This window comes from Mesorhizobium sp. URHB0026 (assembly GCF_054059755.1).
Genome location: NZ_JBSSCN010000001.1, coordinates 1,527,727 through 1,552,469, shown reverse-complemented (window position 1 = coordinate 1,552,469; position 24,743 = coordinate 1,527,727). Strand labels below are relative to the sequence as shown.

Below are 24,743 nucleotides of genomic sequence, written 5' to 3'. Positions count from 1 at the left end.
AAGGGCGGTCGCGGCCTTGTCGCACGGGACGGCCTCCAGGAGAACGCCCTGAGCGCGGGATTCGCTTGCACCAGACGGCAATGGCCCGGTTCGCAAGGAAGGATCAGGAGCGGTCGCCATTGTAAGTCACGCGCCAGATCGTGCCGTTGCCGTCCTCGGAGACGATCAAGGATCCGTCGCTGGCCACCGCAACGCCGACCGGGCGGCCCCACACCTCGCCATTGGAAACGACGAAGCCGGTCATGAAATCCTCGTATTCGCCGGTCGGCTTGCCGTCCTTGAACTTGAGCCGGACCACCTTGTAGCCGGTCCTGCTGCCGCGGTTCCAAGAGCCGTGCAGGGCAACGAAGGCGTCGCCTCGATACGCCTGGGGAAAGCCGGCGTCGGCGGGCAAATCCTTGCCATCGTAGAAGGCGATGTTGAGCGGCGCGGAATGCGCCTGCATCAGCACGTCGGGATTGTCAGCCTTGCCGGCGAGATCGGACCGCTCGCCCTTGTGACGCGGGTCCTCATTGTCGCCGATATAATACCAGGGCCAGCCATAGAAGGCGCCTTCCCTGACCGATGTCGCGTATTCGGCGGGCACATCGTCGCCGAGCCCGTCACGCTCGTTGACGACACACCATAGCGCGCCGGTCGCCGGCTGGACGGTCATGCCCGAACAGTTGCGCAAGCCGGTGGCGACTGTGCGGCCATTCTTGCCGTCGGGATCGAAGGCCCGGACCTCGGCCCGGCCCGCCTCGGAACCCCAACTGGCGCCGAGCGGCTCAGCCTTGGCCCAGGCGTCGAGCCCGCCCCTGGGCCTCTTGCCCATGTCCTCGGCGACATTCGAGCCGGAGCCGACGGAGAGGTACAGTGTCGTGCCGTCGGGCGAGAAGGCGATGTCGCGGGTCCAGTGGTGGGTCGAGGGGATGTCACCGACGATGGTTTGCGGCTCGCCCGAGGCCTTCAGGTCGCCATTGCCATAGGCAAAACGCACGATGCTGTCGCTATTGGCGACGTAGACCCATTGCGGGTCCTTGCCCGGGGGATAGAAGGCAATGCCATAGGGCCGGTTGAGACCGCCGGCAAAGATACTTTTCTCAGCGGCTTTCGCGCTGCCCTTCGCCAGGCGATAGACGCGGACCTGGTTGGCCTTGCTGTCGGCAACGAACAGGTCGCCATTGGGTGCGATGCGCACGACGCGCGGATTGTCGATCCCCGAGGCGATCAACTCGGCCGAAAACCCCGGCGGCAGATGCGGCTTTGCATCCGCCGGCATGTCGATTACGCCGGCGCTGTTGGAGGCGGATTCGGTTACATAGGGCTTCGGCAGGTCTTCCGGCTTGATCAGCCGGCGTATGCCGGGCCTGTCCGCCCGCCAGTCGCCGAAGGCGGCCGTACCTTTGAGCAGAGGCTGGTCCGCTTGCTGGGCGAGCGCCGCGGTCGTGATAAACAGTGCGGACATCGCCAGTCCAGCCAGTCGCATCACTTCCTCCAATCAGTCGTGAGGGAAATCAACGATCGGTTTGCCCGTGGGTTCCGTGACGCACAATGACTTGAAGCAACCTCCTGGAATCAGGTCCCGGCAGCGTAAAAATCGTCGTCCAGGCGTTTTTCCAATTCAACGAGATCGGCCGGCAACGGCAGGCCCATGGCGCGCATTTCCCGTAGTTTTTCGCGCAGCTGTTCCTGAATTTCGTGCTGGTCCTCCGGCTGTTTGACCATCTCTTCGAGCAGCAGACTGATCTGGGCCTTGAACGATTCGAGCGCCATTCTTTTTCTCCTTTGCAGCCTGTTTGGATTGGGCCCCGCCAGGAAAGTCATCGTCCTCGGGACAAGCCCGGGGATGGCGACTCTCGAAGTCACTCGCGGTCGAATTCCGGCATGGAAACCAAAGCGATAATTCCTCGGCTCTCTTACCTCAGCATGCGGGAAATCAGCTGCGCCGTATAATCCACCATCGGCACGATGCGGGCATAGTTGAGCCGGGTCGGGCCGATGACGCCGAGCGCACCGACGACGCGGGCGTCCTTGTCGCGATAGGGCGCCACCACCAGCGACGAGCCCGACAGCGAGAACAGCTTGTTCTCCGAGCCGATGAAGATGCGCACGCCCGATCCCTGCTCGGCGAGGTCGAGCAGCTGGATCAGCCCGTCCTGCGTCTCCATGTCCTCGAACAGGTGGCGCAAGAGTTCGATGTCGGCCTGGGCGGTGACGTTTTCCAGCAGATTTGCGCGGCCGCGCACGATGAGCCGCGCCGGCAGGCCGCTTTCGGCGCCGGCCCACACCGCAAGTCCCTTCTCGACGAGGTCCTGCGACAGCGTGTCGAGGGCGGCTCTCGTCTCTTCCTTGATGCGGGCGATCTCGGTGCGCGCCTCGGCCAGCGTGCGGCCGCGAATATGCGCGTTGAGGAAGTTCGAGGCCTCGTGCAGTTGCGAGACGGTGATGCCGGCGGGCAGTTCGACGACGCGGTTCTCGACATCGCCATTCTGCGAGACCAGCACGGCAAGCGCCTTGGTCGGCTCCAGCTGGATGAATTCGATATGCTTGAGCGCCACCTCGTTCTTGGCCGCCAGCACCAGGCCGGCGCCGCGCGACATGCCCGACAGCATCTGGCTGGCCTCGGTCAGCATATGCTCAAGCGTCGCGCCCGAGCCGGAGGCCCGCACCTGTGCCTCGATGGTGCGGCGCTCCTCGTCGGAGAGGTCGCCAAGCTCCATGAAGGCGTCGACGAAGAAACGCAGGCCAGCCTGGGTCGGCAGGCGCCCGGCCGAGATGTGCGGCGCATAAATCAGCCCGAGATGCTCGAGGTCGCTCATCACGTTGCGGATGGTGGCGGGCGACAGCGAGGACGGCAGGATGCGCGACAGGCTGCGCGAGCCCACGGGTTCGCCGTCCCGCAGGTAGGAATCGACGATGCGCCGGAAGATGTCGCGCGAGCGCATGTCGAGTGACTGAAGAGCCAACGACTGCGAAACGGGATCGACTGCCTTGGTCATTCGGCCAAAAACCTCCGGTTCAAGGATATAGACTTCGGTGCGCCGCGCGCAACCCGGTGTCTGTGCCGGATCGCTCGGCCATTTTCCTTTGCGCCATGGGCTTGGTGGGGCTACAAGCCGGCCACGATTCAAAAAATGACAAGAAAGCAGGCCGAATGCGCCCCTCCAAACGCCAATTCGACGAAATGCGCGCCATATCCTTCGAGCGCGGCGTCTCCAAGCATGCCGAAGGCTCGTGCCTGGTGAAGTTCGGCGACACGCATGTCCTGTGCACCGCCAGCCTGGAGGAAAAGGTGCCTGGCTGGATGCGCAATTCCGGCAAGGGCTGGGTGACGGCCGAATATGGCATGCTGCCACGCTCGACCGGCGAGCGCATGCGCCGCGAGGCCTCAGCCGGCAAGCAGGGCGGCCGCACGCTGGAAATCCAGCGGCTGATCGGCCGTTCGCTGCGCGCCGTGGTCGACCTGCAGGCGCTGGGCGAACAGCAGATCACCGTCGACTGCGACGTCATCCAGGCCGATGGCGGCACTCGCACCGCTTCGATCACCGGCGGCTGGGTGGCGCTGTATGACTGCCTGCGCTGGATGGAAGCGCGGCAGATGGCCAGCGTTTCGAAAGTGCTGAAGGATCATGTCGCGGCGATTTCCTGCGGCATCCATGACGGCCAGCCGGTCATCGATCTCGATTATATCGAGGATTCCTCGGCCGGCACCGACGCCAATTTCGTCATGACCGGCAAGGGCGGCATCGTCGAGATCCAGGGCACCGCCGAAGGCGAGCCTTTCTCCGAAGAGCAATTCGCGGCCTTGATGGGCCTGGCCAAGAAGGGCATTTCCCGGTTGGTCAGCCTGCAGCAGATGGCGGTGGCCTGAGTTTTCGATGCCGAGCTTGAACGCCCCCCTCTGGCCTGCCGGCCATCTCCCCCTCAAGGGGGGAGATCGGATGTTCGATCGGCTTTCGACATCTATCAACGGCGCAGGATGTGCGGCGGAGCTGAAACCGCCAATCTCCCCACTTGAGGGGGAGATGCCCGGCAGGGCAGAGCGGGGCGCCTCGTGACACCCTCGGCAATCCTGGAAACGGCCCTCTACGTCACCGACCTCGCTGAAGCAGAAGTCTTCTACACCGACATTCTCGGCCTCACTCCCCTCGGCAAGGTCGACGGCCGCCACCTGTTCTTCCGCTGTGGCGTGGGCGTGCTGCTCGTCTTCAACGCCGAGGCGACCAAAATTCCGCCCGCACCCGATGCAAGGCTGAAAGTGCCGCCGCATGGCGCGGTCGGCGAGGGCCATCTGTGCTTTGCCGCGACCGCCGATGAAATTGAGCTTTGGAAAGCCCATCTCATGGCGAAGAAAATCGCCATCGAAAGCGAATTCGAATGGCCGCAAGGTGGCCGTTCGATCTATATACGCGACCCTTCGGGCAATTCGATCGAGTTCGCCGAGCCGAGAATCTGGGGCCTTTGATGCATTCGCCAAACCTCCATACGCTTGATGGCAAGAAGATCGTCGTCGCCAGCCACAATGAAGGCAAGCTGCGCGAATTCGCCGAGCTGATGGGGCCGTTCGGCTTCGAGGCGAAATCGGCCAAGGCGTATGGCCTGCCCGAGCCGGACGAAACCGGCACCACCTTCGAGGAAAACGCCTACATCAAGGCCTTTGCCGCCGCAAAGGCGACCGGGCTGCCGGCACTGTCGGACGATTCTGGCCTGTGTGTCGACGCGCTCGACGGCGCGCCCGGCGTCTATACAGCGAACTGGGCCGAGACTCCGGACGGATCGCGCGATTTCGCCATGGCCATGCAGCGCACCGAAGTGGCGATGCAGGAAGTCGGCGCGGCCACGCCCGAACGGCGCACGGGCCGCTTTGTCGCCGTCATCTGCCTCGCCTTTCCCGACGGCGAGGCCGAATATTATCGCGGTGAGGCCGAGGGCACGCTGGTCTGGCCGCCGCGCGGCGAGCTCGGCTTCGGCTATGATCCGGTGTTCCTGCCCAATGGCTTCGACAAGACCTTCGGCGAAATGAGCGCGGAGGAAAAGCACGGCTGGAAACCCGGCCAGGCGACGGCGCTGTCGCACCGCGCCCGCGCCTTCCAGAAATTCGCCCAAGCCCGGCTTGGTTCGGTGAGGCTTGGCTCGGCATGATCGGATCCGGCACCACCATGGCTCTCGACCGCGGTCCCGGCTTCGGCGTCTACGTGCATTGGCCGTTCTGCGCGGCCAAGTGCCCCTATTGCGACTTCAACAGCCATGTCCGCCACCAGCCGGTCGACCAGGAGCGCTTTGCCGCGGCCTTCGAGGCCGAGTTGGCAACGATGCGCCAGCGCACCGGGCCACGCGAAGTGACCAGCATCTTCCTCGGCGGCGGCACGCCGTCGCTGATGAAGCCGGAAACCGTGGCCAGGGTCCTGGACTCCGTGGCCAGGAACTGGACGGTGCCTGACGGCATCGAGGTAACGCTCGAGGCCAACCCGTCCTCGGTCGAGGCGGAGCGGTTTCGCGGTTACCGGGCGGCGGGCGTCAACCGCGTCTCGCTCGGCGTGCAGGCGCTGAACGACAAGGATTTGCGTTTTCTCGGCCGGCTGCACAACGTAAGGGAAGCCTTGCACGCCATCGGGCTCGCGCGCGACATCTTTCCGCGCCTGTCCTTCGACCTGATCTATGCGCGTCCCGGGCAGACGCCAGAGGATTGGCAGGCGGAACTCGAACAGGCGATCGGCCATGCCGCCGACCACCTATCGCTGTACCAGCTGACCATCGAGGAAGGCACGCCCTTCCATGCGCTGCACGCGGCGAAGAAATTCGTCGTTCCCGATAACGACCACGCCGCCGATCTCTATGCACTGACGCAGGAGATCACGTCGGCGCACGGCCTCCCGGCCTACGAGATCTCCAACCACGCCAGGCCGGGGGCCGAAAGCCGGCACAATCTGACCTACTGGCGCTACGGCGAATATGTCGGCGTCGGCCCCGGCGCGCATGGCCGCTTCGTCGAGAACGGCCATCGTGTGGTGACCATCGCCGAACGGATGCCGGAAACCTGGGCCAATCTGGTCGAGGCCAAGGGCCATGGCATCACTGGCGGCGAGCTCCTGACGCGCTCCGAAGAGGCGGACGAGTTTCTTTTGATGGGGCTCAGGCTCGCCGAAGGCATCGACCTCTCCCGCTACGAGGCCTTCTCCGGGCGCGGCCTGTCGAGCGCGCGGCTGTCGGTGCTGCAGGGCGAAGGCCTGGTGGCGCCGATCGGCAATTCCCGCCTGCGCGCCACGCCGGCCGGTATGATCGTGCTCGACGCCGTTGTGGCCGATCTGGCGCGGTAGAGCATGATCCCGAAAAATAGGAACCGGTTTTCGGACGAGATCATGCTCACCAAGAGACAGTAACCGTTGAAAAACGTCCTTTTCGTCTGCAGCCAGAACCGCTTGCGCAGCCCGACCGCCGAGCAGGTGTTTTCCACGCGGCGCGACATCGAAGTCGCCTCGGCCGGCACCAATCATGATGCCGACACGCCGCTGACGCACGAACTCGTCGCCTGGGCGGACATCATCTTTGTCATGGAGAAAACCCACCGGACGAAACTGCGGAAGCAATTCAGGGCTGGCCTGAAGGCGGCCAAGGTGATCTGCCTCGATATCCCCGACGACTATGAATTCATGGACCCGGAGCTGATCGCGCTTCTGAAGGCGCGCGTGTCCCGGTATCTGGACTGAGCGCTTGCGTTCGCCCCTTTGCCTTCGGCCGAACACCGTTGACCCCGAAGCCCATCTGCCCGAATTGTAGCCCCCGATCCTCCCGGTTCCGGACGCCATGGCCACGCGCGAACCACCCAAACCCTCGGACGCCCCGCTCACCTTCGCGGTGCTGGTGTTCCCCGGCTTTCCGATGATGGCGTTCAGCTCGGTCATCGAGCCACTGCGCGCCGCCAACCTACTGGCGAAGCGGCAATGCTACCGCTGGATCATCGTCGGGGCGACCCAGGGTCCGGTCGGGGCCTCGAACGGCGTCGTCATCCAGCCAGGCTTTTACGCCGAGGCAGCGCCCAAGGTCGACCGCATCGTGGTCTGCTCTGGCGGCGACGCCGATCATCTCGTCGCCGAGGACGCCGCGAGCTGGATCCGCCGCAGCCTGCGCGCCGGCGCTCATATCGGCGCGGTCGCGGATGCGGCGTTCTTCCTGGCCCGTGCGGGCCTGCTCGACGGCCATGCCTGCACCTTGCACTGGACCAGCCAGGCCGCCTTCACCGAGGCCTTTCCCAACATCGAGCTGCGGCGCGATCTCTATGTGATCGACCGCAAGCGTTTCACCTCGGCCGGCGGCGTCGGCAGCCTCGACATGATGCTGGAGATCATCACCCGGGATTACGGCGCCGAACTTGCCGCAGGCGTCGCCGAGTGGTTCGTGCACAGCCAGTTGCGCTCCAGCGTCGACCGCAAGCTGATGCCCTTGCGCCTGCGCACCGGCGTGCAAAACGAACTGGTGCTGTCGGCCATCGCCATCATGGAGGACGCGGTGGAGGAGCGGCTCGGCATGGCCGAACTGACGGCAAGGCTCGGCGTTTCCTCCGACAAGCTCGAGCGCTCCTTCCGCTCCGAACTCTCCATCTCGCCCAATGGCTATTATCGGCGGCTCAGGCTGAAACGCGCCGCCGACCTCTTGGCGCACTCGACGCTGGCTGTGCGCGACGTGGCGCTGGCCTGCGGTTTTGCCTCTATGTCGAGCTTTGCCCGTGCCTTTCGCGAGGAGCACGGCCATCCGCCGAAGCTGGCGCGGCGGCATTAGCTCAGCGGCATACCGCATAACAAACGCGGTTTTCCGCACAATGTTTTCTCACCTTCTGCGCCATGGTCTCGCCTTGCAATCCAGCCAAGGCCAGGCACCCCATGAGCATCGTCGTATTCGACCCAGACAGCACCGAGGACGTCGACTTCAAGGATCGCATGCGCCACCCGGCCGCGGCCGATCCGGCCGGCGGCATGTGGCTGTCAGACACCGAGCCGTCCTTCATCGATGCCGACGCCTTGCGCAAAGGCCGGCTCAACAAACTGCGCGGCTGGATGCGTGACGCTGGCTATGGCGGCGTCGTGCTGTTCGATCCCTACAACCAGCGCTATGCCACCGGCTCGCGCAACATGTTCGGTTATTTCCTGCGCAACTCGACCCGCTATTTCTTCATTCCGACCGACGGGCCGATCGTGTTGTTCGAATATCCGCAGAGCTACCATGTCTCGATGGTGCTCGACACGATCGACGAGGCGCGTCCTTCCAAGCTGGTCTGGTCTTCGGTCTCCGGCCGCGACGACGAGACCGCCGGGCCCTTCGCCGACGAGATCGCCGAACTGCTGAGAAGGCACGGCGGCGGCTCGATGAAACTCGGGCTCGACCGCTGCAGCCATCTGCAGGCCCTAGCGTTGGAAAGGCGTGGCTGCGAGGTCAAGGATTGCCAGGGCGAAATCCTGGCCGTGCGCGCCGTGAAGACGCCGGAGGAGGTGAAATGCCTGCAGGTGTCGATGGCCGGCGCCGAGGCCGCCGTCTATGCGGTGCGCGAGGCGATCAAGCCCGGCGTTTCCGAAAACGATCTGTTCGCCATCATGTATGGCGAGGTCATCCGCCAGGGTGGCGAATTCATCGAGACCCGGCTGCTGACCTCGGGCCAGCGCACCAATCCGTGGTTCAACGAGGCCAGCGGCCGCAAGATCAGGCCCGGCGAATTGCTGGCGCTCGATACCGACACGATCGGCTGTTACGGCTATTATTCGGATTTTTCCCGCACCTTCCGCTGCGGGCCGGGCAAGCCGACGTCCTATCAGAAGTCGCTCTACCGCATGGCGCACGATCAGGTTCAGCATAATATTTCGATCGTGAAGCCCGGCATGGCGTTCCGCGAGATCGCGGAGAAGGCGTGGAAAATTCCGGACCGCTTCGTCGACCAGCGCTACACCTCGGTCATGCACGGCGTCGGCATGCATGGCGAGACGCCGTTCATCGCGCATGCCATGGATTACGAGACCTATGGCCGCGACGGCCATATCGTGCCAGGCATGGTGGTGAGCGTGGAAAGCTATATTGGCGAGAAGGGCGGCCGCGAAGGCGTCAAGCTGGAGGACGAAATCCTGATCACCGAGACCGGCACCGAGCTCCTGTCGCGCTTTCCCTATGAGGATGAGTTTCTGGAGACGCAGGTTTGATGTGGGTTGGCCACCTCACCGTAAACGGGCGAAACACCCCTCGCTTCGTCATCCCAGGGCGAAGCAAGGAGCGTTGCGACGCGGCGCGGACCCTAGGACCCATGCCGCGACTTCAGCGCGCCGGCAACGGTGCGGATCTGCTCCGCTGCACGCCACGGTCGAGGTCACCGCATGGATCCTCGGGTCTGCGCGTCCGCTTCGCTCCCGCTCCGCCCGTGGATGACGAAGTCGGGGAGGCTTCGGCCGGTCTGCAAAAGTTCCGACAGCCCACGGGACGGACTGGCGTTGGCTTTCGAACCAGGCGCGCTCGCATGAGACCACTCGCATGAAAAGCCCTATCTCCCTCAAGCGCGGCACGGTGGCCGCCGTGTTCATCGACCTGCAGGAAGAGCACCGGCAGGACAAGCGCTACCTTGTCGAGGGCTACGAAAGAATCCTCGCCAACGTGCAGCGCCTGCAGGCGGCGGCGCGGCAAAACCATGTGCCGCTTCATCACTGGGCCTATATCGTCGATCTCGACAGCCAGGACCGGCCCTTTCATCCGGTCGGCGAAGACGGCAAGTCTGCCTTTTCCGACAAGAGCGACCCGCTGACCGAGATCTGCCACGAGGTGGCGCCCGGCAATGGCGAGGCGCTGCTGATCAAGGCCGAGGCCAGCGCCTTCCGCTCCGGTCCGGCTGGCGACCGGCTCAAGGCTTCCGGCATCGAATGGCTTGTCATAGCTGGCGTGTGGACCGAGGCCTGTATCGACGCGTCGGTCAGGGATGCCGTGGCAAGGGGCTTTCGCGTGCTTTTGGTCAAGGATGCCTGCGGCAGCGGCAGCATGGCCATGCACCAGACCGGCATCCTCAACCTAGCCAACCGGCTCTATGGCGGCGCGATTACCGACACCGGCGGCGCCTGCCGGCTGCTGGCCGGCGAGACGGTCACCGTCTGGCAGGTCGAAGGCTCGGTACCCCTGCGCTTCACTTTTGAAAACGCCGCCCATCTCTATGCCGAGCTTTGACGTGCCCCTCGGACTGAAATGACCAGCCGCGGCAAATACGGACCATGGCTCGACCCGGCGCTCTGGGCCTATATCGACAGCGTCAACGCCTGGTACCCGCCTGAGATCGTCGGCCTGCCGATCGACAAGCAGCGCGCGGTCTATGCCAGGATGTGCCGGGCCTTCCACCAAGCCCGCCCGCCCGGAGTCATGGCCACGGACAGCCTAGTCGCCGCTTCGAGCAATGATATCCCGGTTCGCCGCTACCGGCACGCCGGCGCCACACCGCGCGCGACAGTGCTCTATTTCCACGGCGGCGGTTTCATCCTCGGCGGGCTCGAAAGCCATGACGACATCTGCGCCGAAATCTGCGCCGGCACCGGCTTCGACGTGCTGTCGGTCGATTACCGGCTGGCACCCGAGCATCTCCACCCGGCCGCCTTCGACGATGCGCTGGTGGCTTTCGAATGGGCGGCAGCGACCAGCGAGTTGCCGCTCTTGCTCTGCGGTGAAAGCGCGGGCGGCAATCTGGCGGCGGCGGTGGCACAGGCCACGCGTCACCATCCTCGCGCCGCGATCGGCCAGGTGCTGATCTATCCCGATCTCGGCGGCAACGAGGCGATCGGCTCCTACGTCGAACACGCCGATGCGCCGTTGCTGTCGACGAGCGACGCCGCCTTCTACCGGGACCTGCGCTCAGCCAGGAAGCAATCGCCCGACGATCCGACCTTCTCGCCGCTGCGCGACCGCGACTTTTCCGGCCTGCCGCCAACGGTGGTCATCGCGGCCGAATGCGATCCGCTGTCGTCGGACGGTGAAGTCTATCGCGACCTTGTCCTGGAGGCCGGCGGCAAGGCCTGGTGGCATGAGGAGCCCCGCCTCGTGCACAGTTTCCTGCGCGCCCGCACGACCGTGCCGGCCGCGGCGGAGGCTTTTGCGCGCATAATTGCGGCGGTTGCCGCGCTGGGCCGGAGGGAGTGGCCCTACTGAGGCCGCTCCTCGGATGGTTTTACGAGGACAGCGCCTGGGCTGCTTGCTGGGGGGAGGCTTTCAGCCACAGCGCCTTTTCGCCGAGCGTCGCGACCATGGCGGCGTGCGCCGTGCGCTCCGCTTCGGTCAGGCGCGGCACAAGCGGCGCCGGGCGCTCGGCAACGATGATCTCGATATGCCTGACATTGTTGCCGCCCTGGGCCGGCGCGGTGGCGCTGTCGAGGATCAGTGCGGCCTGCTTGCCGCCGATCAGCTCGATATAGACCTCTGCCAGCAATTCGGAATCGAGCAGGGCGCCGTGCTTGGTCCGCTTGGTATTGTCGATGCCGTAGCGCCGGCACAGCGCGTCGAGCGAATTGGGTCCCATCGGGTGCTTGCGGCGCGCCAGGGCCAGCGTATCGACGACAAGCCCGTTATCGACAGGCGGATGACCGAGCCGGCCGAATTCGACATTGAGGAAGCCGATATCGAAGGTGGCATTGTGGGCGACCAGCTTGGCGCCTTCCGTGAATTTCAGCCATTCCTCGGCGATTTCGGCGAAGCTCGGCTTGCCCGCGAGATCGGCCGCGCTGATGCCGTGCACGGACTGCGCCTCGGCATGGATCGCGCGGCCTTGCGGGTTAATATAATAATGGAAGGTCCTGCCGGTCGGAAAGCGATTGACCAGCTCGACGCCGCCAAGCTCGATGACGCGGTCGTCGCGCGAATCGAGGCCGGTGGTTTCCGTATCGAAAATAATCTCACGCATCGAATCAGGTTGCTCCTGGGAGCAGAATCGTCAGGACGGAACAAAATGGCAATGGGCAATGCTGACGCCTGCGTCAGGAGCCGACTTATCCCTTGATTTCGGCAATGACCGAAGCAACCGCCGCACGCGCGGCGTCCAGCCCCTCGCCGGTGTCGATGACGAAATCGGCCAGCCGGCGCTTTTCGGCATCCGGCACCTGCTTGGCCAGAACCGATGCAAGTTTTTCCTCGCTCATGCCAGGCCGCGCCAGCACGCGCCGGCGCTGGACTTCGGCCGGCGCCGTCACCACGACGACCTTGTCGACGCGGCCACGGCCGCCCGTTTCGAACAGCAGCGGGATGTCGAGAACCACGAGCGATTCGCCTGCGTCACGATGCCTGGCCAGGAAGGCATCGGCATCGGCACGGACCAGCGGGTGGACAATGGCCTCGAGTTTTTTCATGGATGCCGCATCGCCGAGCACACGGGCGCCGAGCTTCGCGCGGTCGACGCTTCCGTGAACCGTGGTGCCTGGAAAGGCGGCCTCGACCAGGGGGGCCGCCTTGCCGGCATAGAGGCGGTGCACCGTCTCGTCGGAATCATGCACCGGCACGCCTGCTTCGGCGAACATCCCGGCCGTGGTCGACTTGCCCATGCCGATCGAGCCGGTGAGGCCGAGCACGATCATGGTTTCGGCGCCGGAGATTTGGGCACCAGATCGGCAACGATGAGTGAGCGCAGTTCAGCCGTCACCTTCGGCCTGACGCCGAACCAGCGTTCGAAGCCGGGCACCGCCTGGTTGAGCAGCATGCCGAGCCCGTCGACCGTCTTCAGCCCTCGTGCCCGTGCGGCGGCGAGCAGGGGGGTCTCGAGCGGCACATAGACGATGTCGTTGACCACCGCGTGGTCGGGCAGCAGTCTGGGGTCGGCGGGCTGACCCCTGGGGTCGGCGGACAGACCCTCATTGCCTTGCATGCCCAACGCAGTTGTGTTGACCAGCAGGCCGGCGTCGCGCAGCAATTCGCCGGTCGCGGCCAGGGGGTGCGCCGACACCCCGCCGCCAAAGCGGTCGCGCAATTCGATTGCCCGGGCGAGCGTGCGATTGACGATGCGGATGTCGCCGACGCCGCGCTCCTTCAGCGCATGGATGACGGCACGGGAGGCGCCGCCGGCACCCAGCACCACGGCCGGGCCGTTGGACGCCCAGCCCGGATCGTGGTCGTCGAGATTGGCGGCAAAGCCATGGCCGTCGGTGTTGCCGCCCCACAAAGTGCCGTCCTCGAACCACAGCGTGTTGACAGCGCCGATCTCGTCGGCCGCATGGTCGCGGCGCGCGACCCTGGCAAAAGCCGCCTCCTTGTGCGGGATGGTGACGTTGCCGCCGCGATAGCCGTTCGCCTGCAGGGTCGCCAGGAATTCGGCGAAGTTTTCGGGCGCGACATCGATCGCCCGATAACTGCCTTCAATGCCATGCTTGACCAGCCAGTGACCGTGGATCATCGGCGAGCGCGAATGTTTTATGGGGTGGCCGGTGACGAAGGCCTTTTTCGAGGTTTCAGCCATCGATGGCTGCCAGTGCGCGCAGCTCCGCCAGCAACGGCAGCAGCGGCAGGCCGACAATGGTAAAATGGTCGCCTTCGATTTTTTCGAACAGCTGGATGCCTTCTCCCTCGACCTGGTAGGCGCCGACACTCGACAACGCCTTGACGCCGACACGGGCCAGATGCCGGCCGACGAAGGCGGGGTCGAGCTTGCGCATGGTCATCGAGGCGATGCCGACATGGCGCCACAGCACCTTGCCGTCGCGCACCAGCACGGCGGCGCTGTTGAGCTGATGGGTCTTGCCCGACAACGCCAGGAGATGGCGGCGCGCGCCCTCCATGTCGGCCGGCTTGTGGAACACCTCGTCACCGAGCGACAAGGTCTGGTCGCAGCCAAGCACCAGTGCCCCGGGCCTGCGCTCGCTGACGTCGGTGGCCTTTGCTTCGGCGAGCACTAGGGCGACGTCCTCGGGCGAGGCGCCGCTGTCCTGCAAGGGTGCTTCCAGCGCCCGCTCGTCCAGCGTCGCGGGAACCGCCTCGATGTCGACGCCGGCATGGACCAGCATCGCCTTGCGGAACGGGCTGCCTGAAGCGAGGATGATTTTTTCCGTCATTTTTGCACTCGGGCACAGACATAGGCGCGGTTAGAGTGTGAGCTGTTTTACTCTTTAAAGTTAGCGCCGCCCCTCATTGTCCTGCCGGACATTTCTCCCCGCATAGAGACAGGGAGAAAGGGGCAGCTTCAACGTGGGCTCTCTTTTCGGCCACGCTGGTGATTGGCGAAACCATCGACGACATGGCCCCTCTCCCCGTCTCTATACGGGGGAGGATGCCGGCAGGCAGGTGAGGGGCGGCGCCGACCCTCCGCGGCAAGCCTCGGAAAACCTCTTGGCTGATCTATCGCGTCTTTCCCCGCAGGGCAACGATCGCCGCCGCCGTTTCCTCGATCGAGCGGCGGCTGACGTCGATCATCGGCCAGCCGTGTCGGGTGCAGATCTGGCGGGCATAGGCGAGTTCCTCGTTGATGGCGGCGCGGTCGACATATTCGGTCGGCACATAGGTGCTCGAATTGCCGAGGATGCGGTTCTGGCGCACATGCGAGATGCGCTCGGCGGTGGCGATCAGCCCGACGACCAGCGGCGCCCTGGCGTTGACAAGGCTTTCGGGCACCGGCACGCCGAGCACGATCGGGATGTTGGCGGTCTTGATGCCGCGATTGGCGAGATAGATGCTGGTCGGCGTTTTCGAGGTGCGTGAAATGCCGATCAGCACCACATCGGCGTCATCCATGTTTGCCGGCAGCTGGCCATCATCATGGTCCATGGTGAAGTTGAGCGCATCGATGCGCCGGAAATATTCGGCGTCGAGAACATGCTGGGCGCCGACGCGGCGGCCGGCCGGCGTTCCGAGATAGGACTGGAAGACAGTCAGCACGGGCTCCAGCACGGACACGCAGGGCAGGCCCATGGCCGCGCAGCGTTCGTCGATGCCATGCGCCAGCTTCTGGTCGACCACCGTGTAGAGGATGATACCCGGCTCCTCCTCTATGTCCTCGAAGACCTTGGCTATCTGCTTTTCGGTGCGGATGAGCGGGTAGATGTGTTCGATGGCGCGTGCATCCTTGTATTGCGCTGAAGCCGCGCGGCCGGCGGCGAGCAGGGTTTCGCCCGTGGCATCGGAAATCAGATGCAGGTGGAAGAAGCTCTGGGGTTTGTTCACAGGGATCACCTGGGGCTGTGGGCGGATGTGGATAAGATCGGACCGGCAGGCATGCCGGCCGGAGGCGACTGTATCAGATGCCGGTTTGTCCACAATTCGATGCGCTGTCAGCTTCTCCGGGCTGTTGGGGACAAGTCCGTGGACGAGGAGTTTTGCCGTTTGACTGTCCACAGGGCAGGTCTCGAGGGCATCTGACCTAGCGCGTTGACTCCAATGGCGGATTCCTGATTGTCCCCAGAACCCTGCCAGCCGCGGTAGGGAATGCGCGACAATATGCTTGCTGGCGTTTCGGCGGCCAAAGCGGGACAGGTGACAACCACCACAACCAACAGACTCTTAGAATCAGAAGACTCTTTTAAAATAAGATATTTGATTAAGAGGAAGCCGGGAGAGGCGAGCGCTCGATGCGTGCAAGACGGATCATGCTGGATGTGCTGAAAGGCGAGGCGGTGTTTCCTCCTCCGCTCTGGATGATGCGACAGGCCGGGCGCTATCTGCCGGAATATCGTGAGACGCGAAGACGGGCCGGCTCGTTCCTTGATCTCTGCTACGACCCCGACCTTGCCGTGGAAGTGACGCTGCAGCCGATCGACCGCTTTGGCTTCGACGCTTCGATCGTGTTTTCGGACATCCTTGTCGTTCCCCATGCGCTTGGTCGCGACGTGCGCTTCGAGGAAGGGCGTGGGCCGTTGCTGACGCCGATTTCGGCGGCCGAGATTCCGGCGCTGGGAAGCGACATGTTTCACGTGAATCTCGAACCGGTCTACGAGACGCTTCGCCGGCTGCGAGTGAAATTGCCCGACGAGACGACGCTGATCGGCTTCTGCGGCGCCCCGTGGACGGTCGCGACCTATATGATCGCCGGCCACGGCACCCCCGACCAGGCGCCGGCGAGGCTGTTCGCCTACCGCGAGCCGGCGGTGTTTAGGCAGTTGCTGAAAGTGCTCGCCGACCATTCGGCGTCCTACCTGATCCGGCAGATCGAGGCCGGCGCGGACGTTGTGCAGATTTTCGATTCCTGGTCGGGCGTGCTCGACGATGCCTCCTTCGAACGCTTCTGCGTCGAGCCGGTGGCCGAGATCGTCAGGCAGGTTCGGGCGGTCCATCCCGACGTGCCGATCATCGGTTTTCCCAAGGGCGCCGGCGCCCGCTATCAGAGCTATCGCGAGAAGACCGGCGCGACGGGGCTGGGCATCGACTGGACGGTGCCGCTGGAGGCCGCGAAGGCGTTGCAGCGGCAAGGCGCCGTCCAGGGCAATCTCGATCCGTTGCGGCTGGTCGCCGGCGGGCAAGCGTTGGCGGATGGCGTCGAAGCGATCCTCCAGGCGCTGGGGAATGGGCCGCTGATCTTCAATCTCGGCCACGGCATCACGCCGGAGACGCCGGTGGCGCATGTCGAGGCGATGGTAAAACAGGTTCGGAGCGCGGCACGCTGATGGCTGACAGAGATAACACCAACAGCGCCGGCCAGGCGATGAAGCGCATGGTCGTTGGCATTGCGGTCCTGATCGTTCTCACCGCGCTTTTGTTTTTCTTCGCGCCGGAAAGCTTCTACCCCTGGGCAAAGGCGATCCATATCCTCGCCGTCATCTCCTGGATGGCTGGGATGCTTTATCTGCCGCGGCTGTTTGTCTATCACGTCGATGCGCCGAAAGGCTCCGTGCAGTCGGAGACTTTCAAGGTGATGGAGCGGCGTCTGCTGCGCGGCATCATCAATCCTGCGATGATCCTCACCTGGGTCTTCGGGCTGTGGCTGGCCTGGAAGATCTTTGCGTTCCAGGGCGGCTGGCTGCATGCCAAGATCGGCCTTGTGCTGATTTTGTCCGGTGTTCATGGTTATCTGGCGGCCGCGGTGCGTAAATTCGCCGAGGACCGCAACGAAAAACCAGCAAGACACTGGCGGATCGTCAACGAGATTCCCACATTGCTGATGATCGCAATCGTGATCCTGGTCGTCGTGAAGCCCTTCTGAGGCTTCATCGGACCCGCTCAAAAGGCGGCTTGCTCTTTCAGCCGACCGACGATACAAGACGGGTCTTCCTTCCCGTCATGCGCCGCCCGTCATTGCTTTCGGCCGCGCCCGGCATTTGTCGCATCCCGCCGATCTTTCCCCCAAAGCCTACCCAGAGTCCGTCTAATGCAAGAAATGAAACTCACCGAGTTCAAGAACAAGAAGCCGCCAGAGCTGATCGCTTATGCCGAATCGCTCGAGGTCGAGAACGCCAGCGTCATGCGCAAGCAGGAACTGATGTTCGCTATCCTGAAGAAGCTCGCCGCCCAGGACATCGAGATCATCGGTGACGGTGTGGTCGAGGTGCTGCAGGACGGTTTCGGCTTCCTGCGCTCCGCCAATGCCAACTATCTGCCAGGGCCCGACGACATCTACATCTCGCCGTCGCAGATCCGGCGCTTTTCGCTGAAGACCGGCGATACGGTCGAAGGACCGATCCGCAGCCCGAAGGAGGGCGAGCGCTATTTCGCGCTGCTCAAGGTCAACACGATCAATTTCGACGATCCCGAAAAGATCCGCCACAAGATACACTTCGACAATCTGACGCCGCTCTATCCGACCTCGCGGCTGAAGATGGAGGTCGACAATCCGCCCGGCAAGGACATATCGCCTCGCGTGATCGACCTTGTGGCGCCGATCGGCAAGGGCCAGCGCGCGCTGATCAACGCACAGCCGCGTACCGGCAAGACGGTGCTGTTGCAGAACATCGCGCACTCGATTACCGCCAATCATCCGGAATGCTACCTGATCGTGCTGCTGATCGACGAGCGTCCCGAGGAAGTCACCGACATGCAGCGTTCGGTCAAGGGCGAAGTCATCTCCTCGACCTTCGACGAGCCTGCGGTGCGCCACGTCCAGGTCGCCGAAATGGTCATCGAGAAGGCCAAGCGGCTCGTCGAGCACGGCCGGGATGTAGTGATCCTTCTTGATTCGATCACTCGTCTGGGCCGCGCCTACAACACCGTCGTGCCGTCCTCCGGCAAGGTGCTTACCGGTGGTGTCGACGCCAATGCGCTGCAGCGCCCGAAGCGTTTCTTCGGCGCCGCGCGCAACATCGAGGAAGGCGGCTCGCTGACCATCATCGCCACCGCGCTGATCGACACCGGCAGCCGCATGGATGAAGTCATCTTCGAAGAGTTCAAGGGCACCGGCAACTGTGAAATCCAGCTCGACCGCAAGGTGGCCGACAAGCGCATCTATCCGGCCATCGACATCCTCAAGTCCGGCACCCGCAAGGAAGACCTGCTGGTGTCGCGCCAGGACCTGCAGAAGATCTTCGTGCTGCGCCGCATTCTGGCGCCGATGGGAACCACCGACGCGATCGAGTTCCTGATCGACAAGCTGAAGCAGACCAAGACCAACGGCGATTTCTTCGATTCGATGAACACGTAATCGAGGCGCGGCAGGGCCTTCTCCTCGTCATCCTCGGGTCAAGCCGGGGATGACGGGATCACTTTCGCCGCAACAATCCTTCCAATTCATCGGCATCCGTAACCATCGGCAGGCAGACCTGGCCGGTGCACAGCCAAGCGCCGCGCCGGTTGGTCGGCGGCAGGATTCCGCCGGGCAGCAAGGGTCGATTCGCCTCCGTACCGATTGGCACGGCGATATCGACGCGGCGCGGATCCGGGTTTCGATTCGCCACCGGAACGAGCTTCGGATCCTCCAGCTCGTCCACGATGACCAGTTTCAACGGCTCAAGGGCAAGCGCGCAGGCATTGACGATACCCGCCTGGCCATAGGCCTGGTGCGCGGCGCGGCCGGCGGCATGCTCGGCGGTTTTCCACGCCTTCTCCTGCAAGGCGAGACTGCCAATAATAGAAGCGAGCCGGACCTGGGCCTCGATGATCTGGCTGGTGGCTGAGGGGATGGCCTCGTCGACATCGCCCCTGATGCGGATCGGCACATCGGTGGTGTCCGAGGCGGTCAGATAGTAGCCTTTGCCTTTCGTGTCGGCGTGCCAACGGTCGAGCTGTTCAAGGAACCGGCCGGCCTGGTCGACATAGCTCCAGTCATCAGTGGCTTCGAACAGCGAGATCGCCGCGTTCGTCATGGCGGCATAGTCGCTCGACAGTGCGGGAAACAGCTTCCGGAGGCCAAGCATGGAGTGCGGCAAGCGACCGTCGCGGCCGGCTTTGCCGATATGGGCAAAGGCCTTGGCCGCGGCCTCGATCCAATCCGGCCGCGCCAGCGAACGACCCGCCTCGGCGATGGCGGCGATCATCAGGCCGTTCCAGTCGGTAAGGGTCTTTGCGTCCAGGCCCGGCCTGACGCGTTGTTCGCGGACAGCGAGAAGCCTTGCCTTGAGCGGGACAAGCCGTTCCCGGTCGGCAACACCAAGCGCCTGCTGGGAGAGGGTCTGATGGATCACCGGCTTACCTTCCCAACCGGGCGGGCTGGAGAGAGTGAAGTAATTAAAAAACAAGACTGAGTCGTCCCCCAGAACGGATTCGATCTCCTCCCTGCTCCAGGTGTAGAACAGACCTTCCTCACCATCGCTGTCGGCATCGAGACTGGCGGCAAAGGCGCCGCCTTCGACGCGCATTTCGCGCAGCAGCCAGCCGACCGTATCCTCGATTCGGAATCGGAACAAATCGTTGCCGGTCGCCGCGAGAGCCCAGTTGCAGAAGCGGATGAGCTGCGCGTTGTCGTAGAGAATTTTCTCGAAATGCGGCACCAGCCATTCGGCGTCCGTCGAGTAGCGGCTGAGCCCGCCGCCAATGTGATCGTGGATGCCGCCGCTGAGCATATGTTCGAGGCTGACGAGGACATCGTCGCGATGTGCGGTATTGCCGTCGCGCAGCCAGGACAGCCACAGCGTCTGCATGAACGGCGCGTTCGGGAATTTCGGCGCGCCGGCGAGGCCGCCGCGATCGCGGTCGATCATGCCACCGACGCGGCCGGCGAGGTCGGACAGCGTATCGCGATCGAGAACCGCCTTGGAATGCGTGGCCGAGAGCCGCGCCTCGACATGCGAGGTCAGGCCGTCGGCGCTCTGGTGCAGGCTTGCCCTTTTTTCCCGCCAGGCCTTGTCGACCGCTTCCATCACCTGAATGAACCCGGGACGGCCATAGCGCGGCTCGCGGGGGAAATAGGTGCCGCCCCAGAACGGCTTGCCCTCGGGGGTCAGGAACATGGTCAGCGGCCAGCCGCCTTGCTCGCCCATCGAGGACAGGGCCGCCATATAGATCTGGTCGATGTCGGGTCGCTCCTCGCGGTCGACCTTGATATTGACGAACAGACGGTTCATGACGGCGGCGACGTCGTCATTCTCGAAGCTTTCATGGGCCATGACATGGCACCAGTGGCAGGCGGCATAGCCGATGGAGAGCAGGATAGGCCTGTCCAGCGCTTTTGCCTCCCCCAGCGACGCCGGTGACCATCCGCGCCAATGCACGGGGTTGCCGCTGTGCTGCTGCAGATAGGGGCTGGCCTCTTCGGCAAGCAGGTTTTGCGCGGGCAATGTCAAAATGGCCAACTTTCAGGAGCGATACGGGGCAGTGACGAGGCGAAAGCTAGGGCGGTTCGGTAGAGCGGGCAAATGATTTCAGGCGATTCGATCGTGGCGCTGTCAAGCGGCAGGCTTCCTGCCGGCGTTGCGGTGTTGCGCGTATCCGGCCCGAAGACTCGATTCGTAGTCGAAACGATTGCCGGAGGCATGGTCAAGGCGCGGTCCGCGGTCCTGCGCAGGTTCAGGGCTCCAGATGGAACCGTGCTCGATAACGGCTTGGTTCTGTTTTTTCCCGGTCCGGCGAGCTTCACCGGCGAGGATGTCGCCGAGTTCCATGTTCATGGCGGGCGCGCCGTGGTGGCCAGGATGCTGGAAACGATCGCTGGATTCGACGGCGTCAGGCATGCCGAGCCCGGAGAATTCACGCGCCGCGCCTTCTTCAACGGAAAGGTCGATCTGGTCGAGACGGAGGCGCTGGCCGACCTCGTCAATGCGGAGACCGAAGCGCAGCGGCGTTTCGCCATCCTGAACGCCGGGGGCGCACAGAGCGCACTCTATCTCGGCTGGCGGCGGCGGCTGATCCATGCGCGGGCCATGATCGAGGCCGAGATCGACTTCGCCGATGAAGACGATGTACCGGGTTCCGTTTCGGACACGGTTTGGTCTGACGCAAGGTCGATGATATCGGAGATCGACCGCCACATTGCCGGCTTCCATGCCGCCGAGATCATCCGGGACGGCTTCGAAGTCGTCATTCTCGGTGCGCCCAATGCCGGCAAGTCCAGCCTGTTCAATGCCTTGGCGCGGCGCGATGCCGCTATTGTAACGGATGAACCCGGCACGACCCGAGATTTGCTGGAGGTTGTTCTAGATCTCCGGGGCCCTGCGTGTCCGACTGACCGACACCGCCGGCCTGCGAGGAGCGCCCGGCAAGATCGAGACGATCGGCATCGAGAAGGCAAGAGCGAAGGCGGATCGCGCCGATCTGCTGCTGCTGCTCGAGGATGCCGCGAACCCCAAGGATACCGGTCCGCTGTCGATGTCTGCACCAGCATTGCGCGTCGGCACCAAGCTCGACTTGCTCGATAAGAGAGCGCCCCACGATTTAGCTGGGCGGTACGAGTTCGGCATATCCGTGGTCGACGGGACGGGCGTGGAGCGATTGCTGGCGGAGATCGGTCGTCGCGCTGCCGAGGCGGCCGGCGACTCCGGCGATATCCTGCCGTCGCGGCTGCGCCATGTCGAGTTGCTCGACGCGGCGAACCGGCATCTGCACCGTGCCGCCGATGAACGCATGGCCCAGGAATTGCGCGCCGAGGAGCTGCGCTTGGCGGTGGAACGCCTAGGACGCATCGTGGGCGCGGTGGACGTAGAAGACTTGCTCGACGTGATCTTTTCCCAGTTCTGCATAGGCAAATGACTCACGTGAAACATGATGCTTCTGCTGATTCACGTGAAACAATTACGCGGCGATTCACGTGAAACGCAGATAGAGAGGCGGGTTTCGCTGTTTCACGTGAAACGCCGCGCGGAGTTTTCTTGACAGTCCCGCGTCGCGGGGACATGTGTCGCTCATCTTCTTTGAGTTCGGGACCAATATAGAATGACCGATCACTATGATGTGGTTGTGGTGGGCGGCGGCCATGCGGGTTGCGAGGCGGCCAGCGCCGCCGCGCGCGCTGGCGCCAGGGCCGCGCTGGTGACGCTGCGTTTCGAGACGATCGGCGTGATGTCGTGCAACCCTGCCATCGGCGGGCTTGGCAAGGGGCATCTTGTGCGCGAGATTGACGCCATGGACGGGCTGATGGGCCGCGTGGCGGACGCCGCCGGCATCCAGTTCCGCCTGCTCAACCGCCGCAAAGGCCCGGCGGTGCGCGGCCCTCGCACGCAGGCCGACAGAAAACTTTATCGCCTTGCCATGCACGAAGCGATTCGGCAGCAGAACGATCTGGAGGTTGTGGAGGGCGAGGTTCTCGATTTTGAGATCTCCGATGGAAAGATCGCCGCGGTTCTCCTGGCTAACGGCCGGCGGCTTGTCTGCGGCGCCGTGGTGCTGACGACGGGAACCTTCCTGCGCGGACTCATTCATATCGGTGAAAAGAAGATTGTCGCTGGCCGCATGAACGAGAAGGCCAGCATGGGCCTGTCGGAGACAATGCACCGCGCCGGCTTCAAGCTCGGGCGACTGAAGACCGGCACGCCGCCGCGACTGGACGGACGAACCATCGACTGGGCGTCGCTGGGAAGCCAGGCGGCGGACGAGAATCCCGTACCGTTCTCACTGATGACCGACCGTATCGTGACGCCGCAGATCGATTGCGGCATCACCCGCACCACGCCAGCCACGCATGATTTGATCCGCGCCAATCTTGGCCGGTCGGCCATGTATTCCGGCTCGATCGAAGGGGTTGGGCCGCGTTATTGCCCGTCGATCGAGGATAAGATCGTCAAGTTCGGCGACCGGGACGGACATCAGGTCTTTTTGGAGCCGGAAGGGCTCGACGACCACACAGTCTATCCCAACGGCATTTCGACCTCGCTGCCAGAAGACGTTCAGCTGGACATACTGAAGACCATTCCTGGTTTGGAGCATGCGGTTATGCTGCAGCCTGGCTATGCCATCGAATATGATCATGTCGATCCGCGCGAACTGAATCCCACACTTGAGACCCTGCGCGTTGCGGGACTTTTTCTCGCCGGGCAGATCAACGGCACGACGGGCTACGAAGAGGCCGCCGGGCAGGGCCTCCTCGCCGGCCTCAATGCAGCGCGGCGGGCGGCGGGCGGCGCACCGATCGTGCTCAGCCGTACCGAGGCCTATATCGGCGTGATGGTCGACGACTTGACCAGTCGCGGCATCAGCGAACCCTATCGGATGTTCACTTCGCGGGCCGAGTTTCGACTCTCGCTGCGCGCCGACAACGCCGATGAGCGGCTGACGCCGCTGGCGCAGACGCTGGGAATCGCCTCGGCGCGGCGGATGCAGCGCTATGACGATGTCATGCAGCGGCTGGATGAAGCGCGCCGGATGGCGCTTTCGCTGACCATGACGCCGAACGAGGCGGCACGGCACGGTTTGGAGATCAATCACGATGGCGTGCGCCGGTCCGGCTTTGAATTGCTGGCCTATCCCGGTGTCGATGTGGCTTGGCTCGCTGGGGTCGACCCGAACTTTCACGACGTCGATGCCAAGACTGCGGAACGTCTTGAGACGGAAGCGAAATATTCGGTTTATCTCGATCGCCAGAGCACGGATGTCGCGCAGATCCGACGTGAAGAGGCCCGGCTGATCCCGGACACCGTCGACTTTGCCGGCGTGCCTGGCCTGTCCAATGAGCTGAAGCAGAAGATGCAGGCGCGGCGGCCGCGCTCCGTCGCGGAGGCGCAGCGCATGGACGGCATGACACCGGCGGCGTTGGCAATCATCATCGCGCATGTTCGGCATTGGGAATCGGTGGAGAATGCCGAGCAGAGGGATGTTGCGTGAGTTCTTTCTCCCGTGAGGGCCTGCAGGAGGCCGCCGGCCCGGTTTCACGTGAAACATTCGATCGCCTGGTGGCGTTTGAAGCGATGTTCCAGAAATGGAACCGCAGCATTAATCTCGTAGCAAAGTCGACCTCGGGCGATGTGTGGCAGCGCCACATCCTGGACAGCGCGCAACTTGCTGGGATAGAGCCCGATGCCACGCACTGGGTCGACATCGGTTCTGGTGGCGGATTTCCCGGGCTTGTTATGGCCTTTCTGCTCGGCGATCGCCCGGGCGCCAGCATCGATCTGGTCGAAAGCAATCGCAAGAAAGCTTCGTTCCTGCAGACGGTCGTCGGCCAGTTCGGCTTGCCGGCACGGGTCGTGGCGCGACGAATCGAAGATAGCCATGTGCTTGTTTCGAAGCCGGAAATCGTCACGGCACGGGCGCTGGCACCGCTATCGGTGCTGCTGGACCTGTCGGCGCCATGGCTGACCTCGGGCGCGCGGGCGCTGTTCCACAAAGGCCGGGATTACCGCGCCGAAGTGCAAGAAAGCGTTAACCGGTGGACCTTCGATCTGGTAGAACATCCAAGCGTGACCGACGCCAGCGGCGTCATTCTCGAATTGTCCAATGTACGGCCTGTCTGAACCGAGACCGGTCTGATTGTTTGGCGACCCAAAGATGAA

At 63.8% G+C, this 24,743-nt stretch carries 23 protein-coding genes and 1 pseudogene; 15 read left to right on the top strand and 9 right to left on the bottom strand.

Annotation, left to right across the window (positions count from 1 at the left end; genetic code table 11):
- Window positions 1-103: 103 nt before the first annotated feature.
- The 3 genes from ACVWWD_RS07880 to hrcA form a co-directional block, all read right to left on the bottom strand.
- A complete protein-coding gene (locus ACVWWD_RS07880; protein WP_352548912.1) occupies window positions 104-1,468 on the bottom strand; it encodes a PQQ-dependent sugar dehydrogenase in 1,365 nt (454 codons plus the stop codon).
- Between the two features lie 89 nt (window positions 1,469-1,557).
- Complete coding sequence (locus ACVWWD_RS07875) at window positions 1,558-1,755, bottom strand: hypothetical protein (RefSeq protein ID WP_352548910.1); 198 nt, start codon at window positions 1,753-1,755, stop codon at window positions 1,558-1,560.
- Between the two features lie 143 nt (window positions 1,756-1,898).
- Window positions 1,899-2,981 (bottom strand): heat-inducible transcriptional repressor HrcA, encoded by a 1,083-nt coding sequence (hrcA, locus tag ACVWWD_RS07870; RefSeq protein WP_023771957.1) that lies wholly within the window; start codon window positions 2,979-2,981, stop codon window positions 1,899-1,901.
- Window positions 2,982-3,136: 155 nt separating this feature from the next.
- Between hrcA and rph the strand changes: the two genes are divergently transcribed.
- The 9 genes from rph (at window position 3,137) to ACVWWD_RS07825 (ending at window position 11,139) form a co-directional block, all read left to right on the top strand.
- Window positions 3,137-3,853, top strand: coding sequence for a ribonuclease PH (gene rph, locus ACVWWD_RS07865; RefSeq protein WP_015314794.1), 717 nt, complete (start codon window positions 3,137-3,139; stop codon window positions 3,851-3,853).
- Between the two features lie 183 nt (window positions 3,854-4,036).
- On the top strand, window positions 4,037-4,447 hold the full coding sequence (locus tag ACVWWD_RS07860) for a VOC family protein (protein WP_352548908.1): 411 nt from the start codon (window positions 4,037-4,039) through the stop codon (window positions 4,445-4,447).
- Window positions 4,447-5,124 (top strand): RdgB/HAM1 family non-canonical purine NTP pyrophosphatase, encoded by a 678-nt coding sequence (gene rdgB, locus ACVWWD_RS07855; RefSeq protein WP_023782029.1) that lies wholly within the window; start codon window positions 4,447-4,449, stop codon window positions 5,122-5,124. The genes ACVWWD_RS07860 and rdgB overlap by 1 nt, the downstream gene beginning before the upstream one ends.
- A complete protein-coding gene (gene hemW / locus ACVWWD_RS07850; protein WP_023793455.1) occupies window positions 5,121-6,299 on the top strand; it encodes a radical SAM family heme chaperone HemW in 1,179 nt (392 codons plus the stop codon). Before rdgB ends, hemW begins: the two co-directional genes overlap by 4 nt.
- A 66-nt stretch (window positions 6,300-6,365) precedes the next feature.
- A complete protein-coding gene (locus ACVWWD_RS07845; RefSeq protein WP_352548905.1) occupies window positions 6,366-6,689 on the top strand; it encodes a low molecular weight protein tyrosine phosphatase family protein in 324 nt (107 codons plus the stop codon).
- Window positions 6,690-6,786: 97 nt separating this feature from the next.
- Window positions 6,787-7,758: a GlxA family transcriptional regulator gene (locus ACVWWD_RS07840; RefSeq protein WP_352548903.1), complete on the top strand. Its 972-nt coding sequence runs from the start codon at window positions 6,787-6,789 to the stop codon at window positions 7,756-7,758.
- 101 nt (window positions 7,759-7,859) lie between these two features.
- Entirely contained in the window at window positions 7,860-9,164 is a 1,305-nt protein-coding gene (locus tag ACVWWD_RS07835; RefSeq protein WP_023782033.1) for a M24 family metallopeptidase, read from the top strand.
- Window positions 9,165-9,489: 325 nt separating this feature from the next.
- Window positions 9,490-10,170 carry an isochorismatase family protein gene (locus ACVWWD_RS07830; protein ID WP_352548901.1) on the top strand — a complete coding sequence of 227 codons (681 nt, stop codon included), beginning with the start codon at window positions 9,490-9,492 and terminating at the stop codon, window positions 10,168-10,170.
- Window positions 10,171-10,188: 18 nt separating this feature from the next.
- Window positions 10,189-11,139 carry an alpha/beta hydrolase gene (locus ACVWWD_RS07825; RefSeq protein WP_352548900.1) on the top strand — a complete coding sequence of 317 codons (951 nt, stop codon included), beginning with the start codon at window positions 10,189-10,191 and terminating at the stop codon, window positions 11,137-11,139.
- Window positions 11,140-11,158: 19 nt separating this feature from the next.
- On the opposite strand, the gene dnaQ is transcribed toward ACVWWD_RS07825, so the two are convergent.
- The 5 genes from dnaQ to ACVWWD_RS07800 all read right to left on the bottom strand — a co-directional run bounded on the left by dnaQ (window position 11,159) and on the right by ACVWWD_RS07800 (window position 15,237).
- Entirely contained in the window at window positions 11,159-11,887 is a 729-nt protein-coding gene (gene dnaQ / locus ACVWWD_RS07820; RefSeq protein ID WP_352548899.1) for a DNA polymerase III subunit epsilon, read from the bottom strand.
- Between the two features lie 85 nt (window positions 11,888-11,972).
- Entirely contained in the window at window positions 11,973-12,554 is a 582-nt protein-coding gene (coaE, locus tag ACVWWD_RS07815) for a dephospho-CoA kinase (protein ID WP_352548897.1), read from the bottom strand.
- Window positions 12,551-13,429 (bottom strand): shikimate dehydrogenase, encoded by an 879-nt coding sequence (locus ACVWWD_RS07810; RefSeq protein WP_352548896.1) that lies wholly within the window; start codon window positions 13,427-13,429, stop codon window positions 12,551-12,553. Before ACVWWD_RS07810 ends, coaE begins: the two co-directional genes overlap by 4 nt.
- Complete coding sequence (locus ACVWWD_RS07805; RefSeq protein ID WP_352548894.1) at window positions 13,422-14,021, bottom strand: Maf-like protein; 600 nt, start codon at window positions 14,019-14,021, stop codon at window positions 13,422-13,424. Before ACVWWD_RS07805 ends, ACVWWD_RS07810 begins: the two co-directional genes overlap by 8 nt.
- Before the next feature lie 283 nt (window positions 14,022-14,304).
- Window positions 14,305-15,237, bottom strand: a complete 933-nt coding sequence (locus ACVWWD_RS07800; protein ID WP_435053015.1) for a pyruvate, phosphate dikinase/phosphoenolpyruvate synthase regulator — start codon at window positions 15,235-15,237, stop codon at window positions 14,305-14,307.
- Between the two features lie 293 nt (window positions 15,238-15,530).
- On the opposite strand from ACVWWD_RS07800, the gene hemE reads away from it, so the two are divergent.
- The 3 genes from hemE to rho all read left to right on the top strand — a co-directional run bounded on the left by hemE (window position 15,531) and on the right by rho (window position 18,529).
- The gene (gene hemE / locus ACVWWD_RS07795) at window positions 15,531-16,562 is read left to right on the top strand and encodes a uroporphyrinogen decarboxylase (protein WP_352548893.1); all 1,032 of its coding nucleotides are present in this window, start codon (window positions 15,531-15,533) and stop codon (window positions 16,560-16,562) included.
- Entirely contained in the window at window positions 16,562-17,098 is a 537-nt protein-coding gene (gene hemJ, locus ACVWWD_RS07790; RefSeq protein WP_023771941.1) for a protoporphyrinogen oxidase HemJ, read from the top strand. Before hemE ends, hemJ begins: the two co-directional genes overlap by 1 nt.
- Before the next feature lie 165 nt (window positions 17,099-17,263).
- Complete coding sequence (gene rho, locus ACVWWD_RS07785; RefSeq protein WP_015314810.1) at window positions 17,264-18,529, top strand: transcription termination factor Rho; 1,266 nt, start codon at window positions 17,264-17,266, stop codon at window positions 18,527-18,529.
- Window positions 18,530-18,587: 58 nt separating this feature from the next.
- Here rho and ACVWWD_RS07780 read toward each other — a convergent pair whose 3' ends face one another.
- Window positions 18,588-20,606 (bottom strand): thioredoxin domain-containing protein, encoded by a 2,019-nt coding sequence (locus tag ACVWWD_RS07780; RefSeq protein ID WP_352548890.1) that lies wholly within the window; start codon window positions 20,604-20,606, stop codon window positions 18,588-18,590.
- Between the two features lie 72 nt (window positions 20,607-20,678).
- Here ACVWWD_RS07780 and mnmE point away from each other — a divergent pair.
- The 3 genes and pseudogenes from mnmE (at window position 20,679) to rsmG (ending at window position 24,704) form a co-directional block, all read left to right on the top strand.
- Window positions 20,679-22,008, top strand: a pseudogene (gene mnmE, locus ACVWWD_RS07775) (tRNA uridine-5-carboxymethylaminomethyl(34) synthesis GTPase MnmE).
- Window positions 22,009-22,191: 183 nt separating this feature from the next.
- Window positions 22,192-24,075 carry a tRNA uridine-5-carboxymethylaminomethyl(34) synthesis enzyme MnmG gene (gene mnmG / locus ACVWWD_RS07770; protein ID WP_352548888.1) on the top strand — a complete coding sequence of 628 codons (1,884 nt, stop codon included), beginning with the start codon at window positions 22,192-22,194 and terminating at the stop codon, window positions 24,073-24,075.
- A complete protein-coding gene (rsmG, locus tag ACVWWD_RS07765) occupies window positions 24,072-24,704 on the top strand; it encodes a 16S rRNA (guanine(527)-N(7))-methyltransferase RsmG (RefSeq protein WP_352548886.1) in 633 nt (210 codons plus the stop codon). Before mnmG ends, rsmG begins: the two co-directional genes overlap by 4 nt.
- Window positions 24,705-24,743 lie beyond the last annotated feature (39 nt).

Excerpts from the sequence above, each read along its gene's own strand:
- hemE (WP_352548893.1), top strand. The coding sequence starts at position 15,531 with ATGCGTGCAAGACGGATCATGCTGGATGTGCTGAAAGGCGAGGCGGTG.
- coaE (WP_352548897.1), bottom strand. The coding sequence starts at position 12,554 with ATGATCGTGCTCGGCCTCACCGGCTCGATCGGCATGGGCAAGTCGACC.
- hemJ (WP_023771941.1), top strand. The coding sequence starts at position 16,562 with ATGGCTGACAGAGATAACACCAACAGCGCCGGCCAGGCGATGAAGCGC.
- hrcA (WP_023771957.1), bottom strand. The coding sequence starts at position 2,981 with ATGACCAAGGCAGTCGATCCCGTTTCGCAGTCGTTGGCTCTTCAGTCA.
- ACVWWD_RS07880 (WP_352548912.1), bottom strand. The coding sequence starts at position 1,468 with ATGCGACTGGCTGGACTGGCGATGTCCGCACTGTTTATCACGACCGCG.
- ACVWWD_RS07805 (WP_352548894.1), bottom strand. The coding sequence starts at position 14,021 with ATGACGGAAAAAATCATCCTCGCTTCAGGCAGCCCGTTCCGCAAGGCG.
- rho (WP_015314810.1), top strand. The coding sequence starts at position 17,264 with ATGCAAGAAATGAAACTCACCGAGTTCAAGAACAAGAAGCCGCCAGAG.
- mnmG (WP_352548888.1), top strand. The coding sequence starts at position 22,192 with ATGACCGATCACTATGATGTGGTTGTGGTGGGCGGCGGCCATGCGGGT.
- ACVWWD_RS07840 (WP_352548903.1), top strand. The coding sequence starts at position 6,787 with ATGGCCACGCGCGAACCACCCAAACCCTCGGACGCCCCGCTCACCTTC.
- ACVWWD_RS07830 (WP_352548901.1), top strand. The coding sequence starts at position 9,490 with ATGAAAAGCCCTATCTCCCTCAAGCGCGGCACGGTGGCCGCCGTGTTC.
- rdgB (WP_023782029.1), top strand. The coding sequence starts at position 4,447 with ATGCATTCGCCAAACCTCCATACGCTTGATGGCAAGAAGATCGTCGTC.
- dnaQ (WP_352548899.1), bottom strand. The coding sequence starts at position 11,887 with ATGCGTGAGATTATTTTCGATACGGAAACCACCGGCCTCGATTCGCGC.
- ACVWWD_RS07835 (WP_023782033.1), top strand. The coding sequence starts at position 7,860 with ATGAGCATCGTCGTATTCGACCCAGACAGCACCGAGGACGTCGACTTC.
- ACVWWD_RS07875 (WP_352548910.1), bottom strand. The coding sequence starts at position 1,755 with ATGGCGCTCGAATCGTTCAAGGCCCAGATCAGTCTGCTGCTCGAAGAG.
- hemW (WP_023793455.1), top strand. The coding sequence starts at position 5,121 with ATGATCGGATCCGGCACCACCATGGCTCTCGACCGCGGTCCCGGCTTC.
- ACVWWD_RS07810 (WP_352548896.1), bottom strand. The coding sequence starts at position 13,429 with ATGGCTGAAACCTCGAAAAAGGCCTTCGTCACCGGCCACCCCATAAAA.
- ACVWWD_RS07825 (WP_352548900.1), top strand. The coding sequence starts at position 10,189 with ATGACCAGCCGCGGCAAATACGGACCATGGCTCGACCCGGCGCTCTGG.
- rph (WP_015314794.1), top strand. The coding sequence starts at position 3,137 with ATGCGCCCCTCCAAACGCCAATTCGACGAAATGCGCGCCATATCCTTC.